Annotated in this window: 16 protein-coding genes; 9 read left to right on the top strand and 7 right to left on the bottom strand. The window is 64.4% G+C overall.

The genetic code is table 11. From position 1 onward, the window contains the following. Window positions 1-123 precede the first annotated feature (123 nt). The gene (locus tag HU738_RS12845) at window positions 124-1,137 is read left to right on the top strand and encodes an XdhC family protein (RefSeq protein ID WP_186602583.1); all 1,014 of its coding nucleotides are present in this window, start codon (window positions 124-126) and stop codon (window positions 1,135-1,137) included. A 68-nt stretch (window positions 1,138-1,205) separates the two neighbouring features. Here HU738_RS12845 and HU738_RS12840 read toward each other — a convergent pair whose 3' ends face one another. From HU738_RS12840 to HU738_RS12810, 7 genes are all read right to left on the bottom strand, one after another. Continuing rightward, window positions 1,206-2,021 (bottom strand): substrate-binding periplasmic protein, encoded by an 816-nt coding sequence (locus HU738_RS12840; protein ID WP_186602585.1) that lies wholly within the window; start codon window positions 2,019-2,021, stop codon window positions 1,206-1,208. A gap of 19 nt (window positions 2,022-2,040) precedes the next feature. Further along, the gene (locus HU738_RS12835; protein WP_176506643.1) at window positions 2,041-3,915 is read right to left on the bottom strand and encodes a diguanylate cyclase domain-containing protein; all 1,875 of its coding nucleotides are present in this window, start codon (window positions 3,913-3,915) and stop codon (window positions 2,041-2,043) included. Between the two features lie 30 nt (window positions 3,916-3,945). Further along, window positions 3,946-4,482, bottom strand: coding sequence for a PqiC family protein (locus tag HU738_RS12830; protein ID WP_176506644.1), 537 nt, complete (start codon window positions 4,480-4,482; stop codon window positions 3,946-3,948). A 28-nt stretch (window positions 4,483-4,510) separates the two neighbouring features. Then, the gene (locus HU738_RS12825) at window positions 4,511-6,151 is read right to left on the bottom strand and encodes a PqiB family protein (protein ID WP_186602587.1); all 1,641 of its coding nucleotides are present in this window, start codon (window positions 6,149-6,151) and stop codon (window positions 4,511-4,513) included. Beyond that, a complete protein-coding gene (locus tag HU738_RS12820; RefSeq protein ID WP_186602589.1) occupies window positions 6,135-6,779 on the bottom strand; it encodes a paraquat-inducible protein A in 645 nt (214 codons plus the stop codon). Before HU738_RS12820 ends, HU738_RS12825 begins: the two co-directional genes overlap by 17 nt. Then, a complete protein-coding gene (locus HU738_RS12815) occupies window positions 6,776-7,372 on the bottom strand; it encodes a paraquat-inducible protein A (protein ID WP_186602591.1) in 597 nt (198 codons plus the stop codon). The genes HU738_RS12820 and HU738_RS12815 overlap by 4 nt, the downstream gene beginning before the upstream one ends. 352 nt (window positions 7,373-7,724) lie before the next feature. Then, complete coding sequence (locus HU738_RS12810) at window positions 7,725-8,045, bottom strand: hypothetical protein (protein WP_054887645.1); 321 nt, start codon at window positions 8,043-8,045, stop codon at window positions 7,725-7,727. A gap of 262 nt (window positions 8,046-8,307) precedes the next feature. On the opposite strand from HU738_RS12810, the gene HU738_RS12805 reads away from it, so the two are divergent. The 8 genes from HU738_RS12805 (at window position 8,308) to HU738_RS12770 (ending at window position 15,422) form a co-directional block, all read left to right on the top strand. Continuing rightward, window positions 8,308-8,970, top strand: coding sequence for a TetR/AcrR family transcriptional regulator (locus tag HU738_RS12805; RefSeq protein ID WP_186602592.1), 663 nt, complete (start codon window positions 8,308-8,310; stop codon window positions 8,968-8,970). Window positions 8,971-9,014: 44 nt separating this feature from the next. Next, entirely contained in the window at window positions 9,015-10,532 is a 1,518-nt protein-coding gene (locus HU738_RS12800; protein ID WP_186602594.1) for an MDR family MFS transporter, read from the top strand. Window positions 10,533-10,667: 135 nt separating this feature from the next. Beyond that, window positions 10,668-11,144, top strand: coding sequence for a YMGG-like glycine zipper-containing protein (locus tag HU738_RS12795; RefSeq protein ID WP_186602596.1), 477 nt, complete (start codon window positions 10,668-10,670; stop codon window positions 11,142-11,144). A gap of 245 nt (window positions 11,145-11,389) precedes the next feature. Continuing rightward, window positions 11,390-12,352 (top strand): aliphatic sulfonate ABC transporter substrate-binding protein, encoded by a 963-nt coding sequence (locus HU738_RS12790; RefSeq protein ID WP_186602597.1) that lies wholly within the window; start codon window positions 11,390-11,392, stop codon window positions 12,350-12,352. Continuing rightward, window positions 12,349-13,155, top strand: a complete 807-nt coding sequence (locus tag HU738_RS12785; protein WP_186602598.1) for an ABC transporter permease — start codon at window positions 12,349-12,351, stop codon at window positions 13,153-13,155. The genes HU738_RS12790 and HU738_RS12785 overlap by 4 nt, the downstream gene beginning before the upstream one ends. A gap of 4 nt (window positions 13,156-13,159) precedes the next feature. Further along, window positions 13,160-13,897 (top strand): ABC transporter ATP-binding protein, encoded by a 738-nt coding sequence (locus HU738_RS12780; RefSeq protein ID WP_186602599.1) that lies wholly within the window; start codon window positions 13,160-13,162, stop codon window positions 13,895-13,897. Between the two features lie 155 nt (window positions 13,898-14,052). Then, a complete protein-coding gene (locus tag HU738_RS12775) occupies window positions 14,053-14,754 on the top strand; it encodes a DUF3053 domain-containing protein (protein ID WP_176506654.1) in 702 nt (233 codons plus the stop codon). 242 nt (window positions 14,755-14,996) lie between these two features. Next, window positions 14,997-15,422, top strand: a complete 426-nt coding sequence (locus HU738_RS12770) for a hypothetical protein (RefSeq protein ID WP_367616166.1) — start codon at window positions 14,997-14,999, stop codon at window positions 15,420-15,422. Window positions 15,423-15,496: the final 74 nt, after the last annotated feature.

Below are 15,496 nucleotides of genomic sequence, written 5' to 3'. Positions count from 1 at the left end.
GCCAAAGCCGCTCCTACAGGGGCATCACAAGGCTCAAGTGCTGCACTGTACCTCTGCGAGCGGCTTTAGCCGCGAACAGGCCGGCGCAGGTATCAACCGAATCTGGATTTTCAAGAGGCTCCCATGGAAAGCATCGACCTGTTGGTCTTGCGCACCGCCCGTGACTGGCTGTTGGCCGGGCAACGGGTTCTGCTGGCCACCGTGGCTCGCACCTGGGGTTCATCACCGCGGCCCGTGGGTTCGATGATGGCCCTGCGCGGCGACGGCCGGGTGGTCGGCAGCGTCTCCGGCGGCTGCATCGAGGACGACCTCATCCACCGCTACACCACGGCCTATCAGGGCGGCGGCATGCCGCATGGCCTGCCGCACGTGGTGCAATATGGCGTCAGCGCCGATGAAGCGCAGCGCTTCGGCCTGCCCTGCGGCGGCACCCTCGAGCTGATCCTCGAATTCGAACCGGCGCTGGCAAGCCTGGAGCAACTGCTGCCCCTGCTGGACAGCGGCAACCTGGTGCGCCGCGAACTGGACCTGGACAACGGCCAGGTTCACCTGACCACCACCGGCGCACCGGAGCAGTTCGGTTTCGATGGCCGGCACATGCTCAATACCTTGGGCCCGGGTTATCGCATGCTGCTGATCGGCGCCGGGGTGCTGGCCGAGTACCTGGCGACCATGGCCCTGTTCAATGGCTTCAAGGTGGCAGTCTGCGACCCGCGCCCCGAATACATGGATGGCTGGAACGTGGCGGGCGTGGAGAAGATCGTCGGCATGCCGGATGACGTGGTGCGTGGGTTCGCCCCGGACCTGCGCAGCTGCATCGTCGGCCTCAGCCACGACCCCAAGCTGGACGACCTGGCCCTGCTCGAAGCCTTGCACAGCCCGGCGTTCTACATCGGCGTGATCGGTTCGCGGCGCAATAACCAGTCGCGCCGGGAGCGCCTGATCGAGCACTTCGGGGTAAGCGAGGCCTCGTTACGACGCTTGCACGGGCCGATCGGGATCTATATCGGCAGCAAGACGCCGGCAGAAATTGCCGTCAGTGTCATGGCCGAGATCCTGGCGACCAAGAACGGCGTCGCCTTGCCGGGTGAGGTCAGCGTGAGCGAGGCCAAGCGGGCGCTGGAGGTTGATGGGTAAGCGGGTGGGGTTCGCCTTGAGGTTTTTGGCGCCTGTGGGATCGAGCGCGGCGCTCGGTCCCACAGGCGCTAAGGCTGCCCCACTGCCTGCTGCTGCCTCCATAATTCCAGATTCTTTTCAACCAGTTGCTCCGGCACCGGCCCGGCAACCAGCGCTTTCATCGCCTGCGCCAACCGCTCGCGCAGCTCTGGCCGATTGCACGTCGATTGATGCGACAGCGCCAGATACAATCCCTCGCTGGACACTGGCGGGTCGAGCAGCTTCAACTGCGTATCCCAACCCTGCGTGCGCGCCAGGGCCATGCCGGGGTACTGCTCGTAGATCAGGTAATCATTGCGCTTGAGCAACAGTTTTTCGAACGCCTGCCTGGCGCTAGGCACCGCTTCGAGCTGGAGGTTGGTCCTGGCGTAATCGTCGAACTGCTGGCCGTGACTGTTACCGACCAGCGTCCCGCCGTTGCGGCCCTTGAGGTCCGCCCAACCCTGATAGGCAAATGCACCGTCCTGGCGGACCCAGACCACACTGCGGGTCCGCAGGAACGGCGGGCTGATGAAGTCCATCCGCTGCTGACGCTCCTGGGTCATGAAGTACCCCGCCATCAGGTCGATACGCCCGGTACGCACCTCTTCCTGAGCCCTTGACCAAGGCCCGCCATAGACCACCTTCACCTCCAGCCCCAGTGCCTTGCCGACTTCCTTGAGCAAGTCGGCATTGGCTCCGATCAGTTGCTCAGGGTTGCTCGGGTCACGCCAGAGATACGGCGGGTATTCCGGATTGCCAGTCGCAGTCAGCTGGCCGCACGACGGCTCTGCCAGCGCGAGGTCGGGCAGCAGGAGCATCAACAGCGGCAACAGCCAAGACTGGCAACGACAACGCTCGACCATCGACCCCCTCCTGGGCTGATCACTCGGCAGGCTGGTACACGCAGACCCGTCCGCGCTCACGCTTGGCCTCGTACATCGCCTGATCGGCTGCCTTGATCAGGGCATCCACCTCGCTGGCATGGGCAGGCGCAAAGGCAACGCCGATGCTTGGCGTGACGAAATCGATGCTCACACCCCTGACGCTGACCGGCTCGCCCAACACCTTGAGCAAGCGCTGGGCCAGCGCGCTGGCCGCCTGGCACCCGGGTGCCGGGACAATCACGGTGAATTCGTCTCCGCCCAAACGATAGGCCTTGTTCGGTTGACGCAGCGCATTGCGAAGGCGCTCGGCCATGCACGCCAGCAAGGCATCACCGACGTCGTGGCCAAAGCGGTCATTGACCTGCTTGAAACGGTCCAGATCGAGAAAGATCAGCGCCAGCGGCATGCTGGCGCTGTGCAGGTACCGGGCAAGGTCCTCATGAAACGCCTTGCGATTGCCCAACCCGGTCAGGGCATCCTGATAGGCCAGGTCAAAGAGTTGCTGTTGATGCAGCACATGCTCGCTGACGTCATGCAGGATGCCGCGGTAGCCGATCAGCCGCCCCCCGGCGTTGTGGCGCCTGGAGATCTGCGTCTCGAAGTGACCGATGCTACCGTCGGCACGCCGCAGGCGAGCCGAAAGTGGCGCGCCGGGCTCGGTTTCGGCGATCACCGGTTCTGTCGTCGTGGTGGGCGCTGGTTGTGCCTGCAGCGATGCAAAGGTGCGTCCCAGCACCTGCGCCGCCGAATACCCAAGCAGCCTGCAGAAAGCCGGGTTGACCGACTCGATCCTGGCCTGATCGTCGAGTTCGAAGTAGCCGTCCTCAATGGCATCGAGGATCGCCCGGTCACGCGTTTCGCTCTGCTCCAGGCGGTCAAGCGCACGGTTTGCCTCGCGCGCCAGTTGGCCCAGCTCATCACGGCCGTCATCGGTCAGGCGCCGCCCTGCCGCCGCCGGGCCAATGGCCAGAAGCTCGTGATGCAAGCGGGCAATGCGCCGCAGCAAGGTGACGTCCAGGGCGAGGTAGATCAGCAGCCAGGCCAGGCCGATGAGCCCGCCGGTCACGCCGAGGAATACAGCGAGCTGCTGTTCGCCTTCGAGGTACAGATGGCGCTCGCGGGTCAGTTGCAGGCGCAGCTGAGGCTCGCCCAGGCTGTCCTGGAACAGCAGGTCGATACTCTGAAGGCGGGCATCGACCACCCGACGGTTGCCGATGCTCATCAGTTCAGCCTGCAGTACCGGCCGCTCCTGCCCGCTGGTCGACGGCAACCAGGTGAGCTCACCGCCCAGCTGTTGCTGCAACATGGCGATGCGCTTGCTGTCAAGGAAGGTGCCCGCCAGCAGCACACCGCTGGCCCTGTCGCCGCTGCGCGCGGTATCCACGGCGACCAGAATCAGCGGCACCCTGAGCACGGCCAGCAGTTGCGCAGGCGGCGCCACATCCTGAGGCTGCAGCAGGCGCGCCAATTGCTGGGCAACGCCGTCATGCAGCGCCTTCAGGTTCAGCGCCGGCGCGCCGGCCGGGCGCTCAAGCGCTGCGAGGTCCAGCGGACGCCAGCTCACCCGCTGCTCACCATTGGCAAAGTACAGGATGAAGTCGAAGCCGCTGCGGCCCAGCGTGGCGGCATCGAGCGGAAAAGCCGACGGTACCGTACCCGGCATCGCCTGGGCCCATTGCCGCAGGCGGTTGGCGTCGCGCTCGAAGCTGTTGCCCAGCAAGGCACGCAGGCGCTCGGCCTCGGCCACCAGCAGCCGCTCGTCCTGCTTGTCCAGCCGTGCCAGCAGCATGCCCTGGGCTGCGAAGTAGACAAGCGACAACACCAGCAGCAACGGCGGTACGAACAGCCAGAGCAATCTCGTGCGTAACGTCATGCGGGCTCCCCGTACCCGTATTCACCTGCATCAGGTGGTTGGGCAGGGCCTGCCTGGCGCCGCCGTTGCGCGCACCGCTTCGGCCAGCTTGCGCAAGTTGGCCTGGTGGGCGTTGACCAGGTTGTTGATGCTGTTGTCGGCGGCGGTCTGCACCGACGTCCGGCAGGTGATTGCGGGCTCGCCTGGCCGTTTCAGGCGCCACAAGGTATCGAGCGAGGCGTATTGGCCGGGCACACTGTCGAAGCGCTGCACCTCGACCCTCAACACAGTGCCGGGCCCAGACACCGGGCCGCCCAGCATGTCCTGCAGGGCACTGCGAAACTCGTCCACCAGGTTGGCGCCCCACCACTCCGTTTCCAGGATGGCCAGGCCGCTGCTGCCCTGGCGCACCACCAGTTGCGGACGGTCCACTTGCGGTGGCAGGCTGACCCGGCTCACCAGCACATGCTGGCTACCCCCTTGAACCGGCTGGGCCGGGACCAGGGTGTGGTAGTTGTTCGGGGTACTGCTGCAGCCGCTCAGCCAGATCAGCAGGCTGGCCCCACACAGGTTGCGCACTCGATGCATCAGCTGACACTCCTTTGGCCTGCCAGTTTCAAGGTCTCAAGTCTTGCGCCCCGGCCGCCTTCGGCCGGCCTTGAATCAGCGACTCGGGGTGGCGCCCCAGGTAGTCGGTCAGGTCGCGCAGCGAACGCGACATGCGTTCCAGCTCGTCCAGTGTTTCACCCAGCCGTTCGCGCTCCGGTGAGTTGTCGGCAATGGTCGCGTTGGCCGTCTTCAAGGTTTGCTGCATATCGTCGAGGGTGGCTTTCACCCCAGGCAGCGTCTGGCTGTTGAATGTCTTGAGGTTGGCGCGCAGGTCGCGCAGGGTGCCATCGAGGTTGCTGGCAATGCTCTCCAACGGCAACTTGCCGATGCGCTCGACGAAATGCTGCAACTGCTCCTGCAGCATCTCCAGGCTGCCGGGCATCGTCGGGATGACGATAGGGTTGGCCTCCCGGTCGAACGCGACCTTGGGCGCGTTCGGGTAGAAGTCCAGGGAGACGAACATCTGCCCGGTGATCAGGTTGCCACTGCGCGCCTGCGCCCGCAGACCATGCTCGACGAAGGTACCAATCAACTGCCGGGCACCATTGAGGTCACCCTCGGTGTGCTTGAACACTGCCAGCATCTTCTGATGCACAGGGCCCAGGCGTTGCGGGTAGACCACTGCATCCACCACCACCGGGAATATCTGCTTCACCGGGTCGTAATCCAGCTTGATCGCCGTGACCCGGCCAAACTCGACGCCCTTGAATTCCACCGGGGCTCCCACCGACATACCGCGCATGGACTGGTCGAACCGCAGCTGCAGGTACTGGCCCTTGCCGAAAGGCGGTGCCAGGGCAGCGTCGCGGTCGGCGAACAGTTGGAAGCGTGCCTGGTCTGCGGCCGGCTGAGCATCGGCGCTGAAGTCCGGTGAACCGAATGCCAGCCCGCCCACCAGGATGGACGACAGCGACTCGGTATCGACCTTCAGGCCATTGGCGCCGATCTGCATGTCGACGCCGCTGGCATTCCAGAACCGGGTATCGCCAGTGACGAAGTTGTCGTAGGGCGACTGCACGAATATGCCGATATCCACGCCCTTGCCATCATCCTGCAACGCATAGGACACCACCTCACCCACCGGGATCTTGCGGTAATAGATGGAGGCGCCGATATCCAGCGAACCGAGGTCATCGGCGCTGAGCATAAAACGCTTGCCCTTCTCGCCATAGGTGATCGCCGGTGGCAGTTCCAGGCCCGTAAAGTTCTTTTCAGCGCCTTTCGATTCACCGGCATCGGCGCCGATGAAGCTGCCAGAGAGCAAGGTGTCGACCCCGGATACCCCGCCCGCGCCGATCCGCGGGCGGACTACCCAGAAGCGCGCGCCCTGGGTGGCGAACGAACGCGCGTCATTGGACAGCTGCACCTTGACGATGACGCTGTTGTGGTCCTCGGCAAGGTCCACGGTGGTCACTTCGCCAATCACCACGCTGCGGTACTTGACCTGTGTCTTGTGCGCCACCAGCCCTTCACCGGAACGAAAGGAAATCGAGATCACCGGCCCCTGCTGCATCCAGTTGCGTACCACCAGCGATGCCCCGACCAGGATCGCCAGGATCGGCACGATCCACACCAGTGAAACATTCCAGCGCCGGGTGCGTACATCTGCCTGCCCGGCGCCATTTCGCGCGTCACTCGCTTGCGCCATCGGTGCGGCCTCCCTCATTGCCAGGGTGATCCCAGATCAAGCGTGGGTCGAAGCTCATTGCCGAAAACATGGTCAGCACCACGACCATGCCGAAAAACAGGATGCCCGGGCGCGGCTCGATGGTGCCCAGCCCGCGCAGCTGCACCAACGCGGCCACCAGTGCGACGACGATGACATCGAGCATCGACCAGTAGCCGATCAGCTCGACGCCGCGATACAGTTGCGAGCGCTGCCGGCGGGCCCAGCTTGAACGGCGCTGGGCGGTATACAGCAGCAGGCCGAGGGAAAAGAACTTGATGGCCGGTACGCCCATGCTGGCGATGAAGATGATCAGGGCGATGTCCCAGGCACCGTGTTCCCAGAATTCCACCACGCCGCCACCGATGGTGCTGTCGCTGCCACTGCCCAGCATTTCGGTATGCATCACCGGCAGCAGGTTGGCCGGCACGTAGAACACCAGCGCGGCCACCAGAAAGGCCCAGCCACGGGCGATGGCATTGGTCTTGCGCCGGTGCAGGGGCGCGCCGCAGCGCGCGCAGGTGTGCACATGACCGCCGTGCTCGCAGGCATACCCGCAGCCATGGCACAGGCACAGGCCCAGTTCGTCTGCCAGCGCGGGCGAACTCATAGCGGGTCCCACAGGTCGCGGATATCGCGCCCGGCAATGTAGATGATCAGCATGCTCAGCGCTGCCAATGCGATCAGGCCGATGCCCGGGATCACTTCGAGCAGGCCGGCCAGCTTGATCACCGCCACCAGTGCGCCCAGCAGGCCGACTTCCAGCATGCTCCAGGGCCGCAGCCCTTCCAGGCAGCGCATGCACATGGCAAAGCCAGGCGCCCGCTGCCCGGCCAGGGCGAAGCTCAGCACCCAGCAAAGCAAGGCAATCTGCAGGACTGGCGCGAAGATGATGGCCAAGGCCATGACCAGGGCAATGAAGGTGATGCTGCCGCTGCTGAGGATCAGCACCGAATCCCAGAGCGTCGCAGAGTTGGTCAGCCCCTGCATGCCAATGGTCATGACCGGATAGGCATTGGCGAATATCAACAGAATCGCGCCGGTGACACTGAGCGCCAGACGCTGCTGGATGGTCAGACTTGCATGGCGATACAGTACGCCGCCACAACGCACGCACAATGCACGTTGATGTTTGTGCACCGGCGTACGTTCATACACCGCGTCGCAGTATTCACAGATGATCAGTGTCTGGCTCTGGCTCATGGTCTTCCCCAAAGGCCCGCGTCACTCCATGCCGTCACTCAAAGCCACTACTCGATGCGCGTGATACATGAAGATTTGACCGCAGCGCCTCTCCAGTAAAGTCGATAAACGGCGGATGCGCTCGTCTTCATCGGAAGGGAAAAGCCTGTTTCGAAAGTTCGGCCCTGGCGGCTTACCTGGTTGACCCTGAAGGTTTTTTTGCGCGGTTCTGCCGCCGGTCGCGACAGCGCTTGAAAAACAGGAAGTTAGCCAATGACATAAGGCATTGGCGAGAAAGCCATAGCCTTTGAGTCATGTATGCGCAGGTTGCCGCTATCCATTGCGAAGAGCGGCAAGGTCAATAAAGCGGTAGTTACCTGCACATACGCTTGATCGCGCGCTCCGCTGCGGCCTGGAACACTCGGCGCAGTGCTTCCAGTTGCTCCTGGGTAAGTGCCTTGGCGCAGGTCAGCCCCTGCAGAAAACCGATCCCCCAGCCTTTGGTTTCAGCCAGTTCCTGACGGTTCTCGGCGTCAGCGATATCACCCAGGTGCAGGGCGGCGGGATGTTCATAGCGGTCTTCGAGCGCCAGTTTACGCAGCTCCTCCAGAGCCACCTTGAACTCGGCAGCGGCAACATCGTCCAGGCCCAGGTGCTCGTACTGCAGCAGGCTCAGACGGTCGGTGGCGGTCATCTTCGAATCTCCGTTTCACAGTAAAAGGAGCAGGTGCAAGGGAATCACCAGCCAGCCGCGACGCATCCGGGCGCCTGCGAAGCTGGTGTCAACTAGCGTGTTGTACCACAACTGAGGGCGCTCTCCCTAGTGGCGTGCGCCATCCGGGCGCAGTGCAGCGACACCTTCTGTCGGCCGCCCGTGGCAATCATTAAATTTAAATTGAATTTAGATTCAGCCTGAATCAGGCTGACTGCCATTCCACCGATCCGAGCCCCCGCCCATGGCCATTACTCAACGTGAACCGCGCAAGGACGGCGAAGCGACTCGCACGCGCATCCTCCAGGCCGCCGGCGAGCTGTTCGCCGCTGTGGGTTATGCCGAGGCCAGCAACAAAGCCGTCGCTGCCAAGGCCGAGGTCGACCTGGCCTCGATCAACTACCACTTCGGTAGCCGCAGTGGCTTGTACCTGGCCGTGCTCGATGAAGCGCGGCGGCGCTTTCTGGACATCAGCGACCTGCAACGGATCACCGCCGGCGAGCAACCGGCAGCGCAGAAGCTGCGGGCACTGGTCGAACTGGTCGTACGCAAGGCCACGCAGCGCCGCGACATCTGGCACCTGCGGGTGCTGGCGGCGGAAATCCTCGCCCCCAGCCCGCACGGCCAGGCGCACCTGCAGGCCGAGGCACCGCTGAAGCTGTCGCTGCTCAAGGGCCTGTTCAGCGAAATCACAGGCATCCCCCAGAGCGACCCGGCACTGACCCGCTGCATCCTCTGTGTCACTGCGCCTTGGGCGATGCTGTTGATCGGCCCGCGCGGGTCCACCGGGACCCTGCACGAAATACTTGGCATGCCAGCCGCAGACGTGTCTGCCCAGCTGTTCAGCTTCGCCCTGGCCGGCCTGCAGGAAGCCGGCCGCCAGCATGCCCAGGGCAAAGGCTGCTGACGCCCATGGACACTCAGTCGCCCTCACCGGCTCAAGGCAACCGCATGCAACCGACATCTGCTGACGCGCCCTCCTCCGTACAGGCCGAACCCGGCACTCAAGCCTCCATCCCGCTGCTGCTCGGCGCCCTGATGCTGGTGATGTTCCTCGCGGCACTGGACCAGACCATTGTCTCCACCGCGCTGCCCACCATCGTCAGCGACCTCGGCGGGCTACGCTGGCTGTCCTGGGTGGTCACCGCCTATTTGCTGGCCTCCACCGTCGTCGTGCCGCTGTATGGCAAGTTCGGCGACCTCTACGGGCGCAAGCGCGTCCTGCAGATTGCGATCGCCTTGTTCCTGCTCGGCTCGGCGCTGTGCGGGCTGGCCCAGGACATGACCCAGCTGATCCTGTTCCGCACGCTGCAGGGCTTGGGCGGCGGCGGCCTGATGGTGGTGGCCATGGCGGCCATCGGCGACGTCATTCCACCCGCCGAACGGGGCCGCTACCAGGGCCTGTTCGGCGGCGTGTTCGGCCTGGCCACCGTGGTGGGCCCGTTGATCGGCGGGTTTCTGGTCGAACACCTGTCATGGCACTGGATCTTCTTCATCAACCTGCCGCTGGGCCTGTTGGCGGTGCTGGTGATCGGCAGCGTGTTTCGTCCCCCTGTGGCGCCGGTCAAGCATGTGGTCGACTACATCGGCGCGTTCTTCCTCACCATTACCCTGGGCGCGCTGGTGCTGATCACCAGCCTGGGTGGCAGCTTGCTGCCCTGGGCCTCGCTGGATGTGCTGTGCCTGGCACTGTTCGCGGTCATCGGCCTGGTCGGTTTCGTGTTCGAACAACGCCGCGCGGCCGAACCGATCATGCCGCTGCACCTGTTCCGCCACCGCACCTTCGTGCTGGCCGGGTTGATCGGGCTGATCGTCGGCGTATCGCTGTTCGGTTCGGTGACGTTCTTGCCGTTGTACATGCAGGTGGTGAAAAACGCCTCGCCCACCAGCGCCGGCCTGCAGATGCTGCCATTGATGGGGGGCTTGCTGGTGGTGTCGGCAATCACCGGGCGTCTGATCAGCCGCTGGGGGCGCTACCGGGTGTTCCCCATCGTCGGCACGCTGCTGCAGGTGGTCGCGCTGGGGCTGCTGAGCCGCCTGGAACTGGGCACGTCGATGTGGCGCATGAACCTGTACATGGGGCTGCTTGGCGCAGGCCTGGGCATGGTGATGCAGGTGCTGATCCTGGCAGTGCAGAACAGTGTCGAACGCCGGCACATGGGGGTGGCAACGTCAGGGGCCACGCTGTTCCGTTCGATTGGTGGTTCGGTGGGCGTTTCGGTGTTTGGCGCGTTGTTTTCCCATGCCCTGCTCGACGGCCTGCCGAGTGATTTCGCAGCCAGCAGTGGCGGTGCCGCAAGCCTTTCGCCAACGGCGGTGCACGCCTTGGCGGCACCGCAGCAGCGGGCCTATCTCGAGGCCTTCTGCGCAGCCATGCATGGGGTATTTCTGCTGGCGGCGATCGTTACCTGTGTGGCTTTTGCCTTGTCGTGGCTGTTGCGCGAGGTGCCCCTGCGTACTGCCCATTGAGCCTTGCACAGCCGGTACCCGCCCAAAAAGGCCAGTACCGGCAAACGCTACTGATCAGCCGGCAACTGCACACCGCCAGCTACCGTAGCCCCGGCTATCCTGTGAGATGCAATTCCCATCCGCTGGAGGTGTGCGATGCGTGCGTTCACGTGGAGTTACCTGCTGATGCTGCTGTGCGCGGCGTCTGCAGCCCAGGCCCAGTCGGTGGTGCCGCTCAAGGGCCAGAGCAGCCAACAGATGCAGCTGGACATCAACGACTGCAACACCGTGGCGACTAACGCCGCAAACAGCGCCAGCAGCAGTTCCACTGGCAGCCATGTCGGCGGCAGGGTCAAGGGCGCGGCGGCCGGAGCCGCAGCGGGTGCGGTTGGCGCTCAGGTGCGGGGCAACCAGCACGACGAGGTGTATGACCGGGTCGGCGACAATGCCAAGGAGCAATATCGGCAGAACCGTGCAAGCCAGGGGGCAGCCGCCGGCGCTGCGGTAGGTGCCTCGCGGCAACGCCAGGAGCGCCGCGAAGACCGGCGCAACCAGGGCCAGGCGCAAAGTTCGGCGCACGCCAGTGCCTACAGCGGGTGCCTGCAGGGGCGTGGCTATCAGGTCAACCCTTGAGGCCTCAGGCACTGTCTGCACGGCAACAGCCGATCAACAGAAAGTACAGCTGCGTACAGCCCAGGCGCCCAGCCACGTAGCCTGTGGGAGCAGGTTCACCCGCGTATGCGTCGGTCTCTACCACACGGCATGCGTGGGTCAACCGGCTACCACAGGGATGGCGCCAACGCCTGGGGCAAGTGCATGGCCAAATGGCATGCCCCCTGCAATCGAATGAACACACCTTCATTCGACTGGATTCTGCAATGCGCCTCCCTCTCAAGACCCTCGCCGCTGGCCTGGCCGCGCTCCTTCTCAACCCCACCGCCCACGCTGAAGAGGCCCCCAAGGAAGTACGCCTGGACTACGCCTACTACTCGCCGGTCAGCCTGGTGCTGAAGCACTTCGGCTGGCTGGAGCAAGCCTTGCCCGACGCCAAGGTCAGCTGGGTGTTCAGCCAGGGCAGCAACCGCTCGCTGGAGTACCTCAATAGCGGCGGTGCCGACTTCGGCTCCTCCGCCAGCCTCTCCGCCGTATTGGCCCGCGCCAACGGCAGCCCGATCAAATCGGTGTATGTGTACAGCCGCGCGGAATGGACCGCGCTGGTGGTGGCCAAGGACTCACCGCTGAACAGCGTCAATGACCTCAAGGGCAAGAAGATCGCCGCCACCAAAGGCACCGACCCGTACCTGTTCACCTTGCGCGCCCTGGAACAGGCCGGCCTGCAAAAGGACGACGTCGAACTGTTGCACCTGCAGCACCCGGACGGCCGTACCGCCCTGGAAAAAGGCGATGTCGACGCCTGGGCGGGCCTCGACCCGCATATGGCCGCCAGCGAGCTGCAGGCGGGCTCGCGCCTGCTGTACCGCAACAAGGACTTAAACAGCTACGGCGTGATCAGTGTCACCGAGACCTTTGCCAAACAGCACCCGCAAACCATCGCCACGGTCATCAAGGCGTATGAAAAGGCCCGTCACTGGGCAATCGCGCATCCAGGCGAATTCGCACAGTTGTTGGCTGACGAGTCCAAACTGCCGCTGGACGTCGCCAGGCTCCAGCTGTCGCGCACCGACCTCTCCGCCCCGCAGCTGACTGCCGACGATGCCAAGGCCTCCAAGGCGGCGGCGCCCATCCTGGTCTCCGAGGAACTGGTCAAGCGCGGTGCCGACGTCAACCATGTGATTGACCAGTTGATCGATCCGTCCTTCGGCGAGGCCAACATCGAATGACCGCCACCACCTTGCCCGTGCCTGCACGGCGTCAATGGCCGCGCCGGGCCAAGGGCCTGGCCTTGCCGCTGGCGCTGATCGTTGTGCTGGAGGCCGTGGTACGCCTTGGCTGGATCGCGTCCTACCAAATGCCAGCCCCCAGCGAGGTTGCCCAGACCTTGCTGCAACTGGCGGACGGTGCCTTGTGGAAACACATCGGCGCCAGCCTGAGCCGCGTGCTGGCCGGGTTCGCCATTGGCGCCCTGCTCGGCCTGGTGTTTGCCGCCTGGGTCGGGCTCAGCCGCGAAGCCGAAGCCTGGCTCGAACCGACCTTCGCCAGCCTGCGGGCTATTCCCAGCCTGGCCTGGGTGCCGCTGTTGCTGCTGTGGCTAGGTATTGGTGAAACCTCCAAAGTCACGCTGATTGCCATCGGCGCGTTCTTCCCGGTGTACCTCAACGGCGTGGCGGCGATCCGCAACATCGACCGCAAACTGGTCGAGGTGGCCCGCATGTACGGCTTCGGCCCGCTGCGCCTGGCCCGGCGGGTGCTGTTGCCAGCCGCCATCCCCGGTGTATTCACCGGCCTGCGCAGTGCACTGAGCCTGAGCTGGATGTTCCTCGTGGCCGCCGAGCTGATCGCCGCCACCCGCGGCCTGGGCTACCTGCTCAGCGACGGGCGGGAAACCTCCCGGCCAGACCTGGTGCTGGCGGCAATCATCGCCCTGGCCCTGCTTGGCAAGCTAAGCGATGGGCTACTGGCCGGGCTGGAGAAACGCTGGCTGGCCTGGCGCGACACCTTCGACGGCACCGACACAAAGGCCTGAACCGATGAACCAACCCCTAAGCACACTGCCCGTTGCGCCGCTGCTCGATATACAGGTCGAAGCCAAGTCCTTCGGTGCAACCCCGGTCCTCGGGCAGATCGACCTGCAGTTGCAGCCCGGCGAAATTGTCAGCCTGCTCGGCCCCAGTGGCTGCGGCAAGAGCACACTGCTGCGGCTGGTGGCGCAGCTTGACCCGCACTTCAGCGGCCGTCTGCACCGGCGCCCTGAGCAGGTGGGTTTCGTATTCCAGGAACCCAAGCTGATGCCCTGGCTGAGCGTGGCCGACAATATCGGCTTCAGCGAGGACAACCGCTACGACCGCGCCAGGGTTGCGGCGCTGCTCGAAGAAGTCGGGCTTACGGACTTCGCTGATGCGCTACCCAAAGCCCTGTCGGGCGGCATGGCGCAACGCGTGGCCATCGCCCGCGGCTTGTATGGCCAGCCGCAACTGTTGCTGCTCGATGAACCGTTCAGCGCGGTGGACGCGTTTACCCGGTTCAAGCTGCAGGACTTGCTGTTGCAACTGGCCCACCGGCACGGGATTGCCTTGCTCGTGGTGACCCACGATGTGGACGAGGCACTGTACTTGAGTGATCGGGTATTGGTGATCGGCAACCGGCCCGGCACGGTCTGCCGGGAATTGCGGGTCGGGCTGGAGTACCCGCGTGACCGGCGCGACGAACGCCTCTCGCGGCTGCGCGGGGAAGCGCTGGAAGCCCTGTATCAGGCTCGGGTGATTTAATTCCGGTGCATTGAGTGATGGCTTGCGGGTGTTCGCTGCAAATACCGCGGCGAACACCACAACGCAAGTTGGATCCAGTCCTGAAAAAGCGCTACCCTTGCCCGCCGCGCGAGCCATTGCGCTGGCGCCCCTCCCCCCTACGGAGTTTCATCGACATGAACGTCTCATTCCGCCGCAACTGGTTACTCGCCCTCGCCCTGCCCCTCGCCCTAGCCGCCTGTGGCGACAATGAACCCAAGCAGCGCGCTGCCTTCAGCGAATTCCTGCAAACCCGTATCATCGACAAACCCGGCGTTCACGTGCCCAAGCCGAGCGCTGACGAGTCCAAGGCGTTTGGCCCCTACAACGACCATTACGCGGTGATCACCGATTTCAACGGTGCCATGGATAGCGCGGTGAAACCGCTGGGCAGCCTGCTGCAGAAAGGTGCGGTGCGGTCGCTGAACGATATCACCAGTCGCCGTGACGACATCAAGGCGGTACAGACCGGTCTGAACGACATGGGTGTCCAGCTGCAGGCGCAAAAAGCCAAGGCCGACAGCGCCCATGCCCAGCTCAAGCAGCCCGATGACCTCAAGCTGGTCTACGACAAGGCCTACGACCGCACCGTCAGCGTCCCGGCCGAGACCTTCCTGCAGGTGCTGCCACAGATCAACGGCACCCTCGACAGCAGCCTGAAAGTCGCCGACTACGTGGATGCCCACAAGGCGCAGATCGAGATCAACGGGCCGATCGTCAAGGTCAACGACCCCAAGGTGCAGGCTGAACTGAATGCCTTGCTGCAAGACCTCACGGCTCAGGCGAAGACCGTACAGCAGGCTCAGGCGCAACTGCAGACCGTGATGCTCGGCCGCTGACCCCAGGCGCTCAGACGCATCAACCCAGGCGTGGCAACAGGATTGTCACGCACAAGCCATCGGCGCCGCTCTGCCCGCCCCGGTCGAACGGCTCGAAGAGGCTTTGCAGGCGGGCCATTGGTCTGGTTCAGCGACGTGTAGACGCTAAGCCGCTGAACGAACAGAACTTTTCCCCAATTACTTGTCTATCTGGACATGCTCACGCTCGCGGTGGGCGCCGCCTTACGGCGCTGCCCAACCGCATGTTCAATGACAACCTGGGGTTGCCTACGCCGATGAAACGCCATATCCCGAGAATCCTCTTTGCCGGCCTGTTCGCCTTGGTAGCCATGGGCTCTGCCTCAGCGACACCGATCCACGCGTCGAAAGCGGCCCTGGCCACTGAAACCATCGCCCCGTCGCCGACCAAGCCGGCCCAGAGCCCTTGGCCGAACCTGGCCCGCATCGCCGACGGCCAGCCAGGGCCACTGCTCGCCCATGATGATGACCGCTACTGGCGCGACGGCCGCTGGCACTACCACAGCGAAGACCGCCGCCGCGAAGAATGGCGCCGGGCCCAATGGCGGCGGGAAGAGGCGCGCCGTGAGGCGGAGCGCCGCCGCGACTGGGAGCGCCGACACGAGCGGGCCCACCATTACGATGCTGACCATCGCTACTACCGCCGCTGACCCTCAGTGGCAATTTGTGCCCTACAGTCCCTTCGACTCTGTTCACGGCAGCCAGCCACTGGCAGCCTATGTCG

The sequence above is a fragment of the Pseudomonas vlassakiae genome (assembly GCF_014269035.2).
Taxonomy (GTDB): domain Bacteria; phylum Pseudomonadota; class Gammaproteobacteria; order Pseudomonadales; family Pseudomonadaceae; genus Aquipseudomonas; species Aquipseudomonas vlassakiae.
The sequence above is the reverse complement of the archived record's forward strand: the minus strand, read 5'-3'. Positions and strand labels throughout refer to the sequence as shown.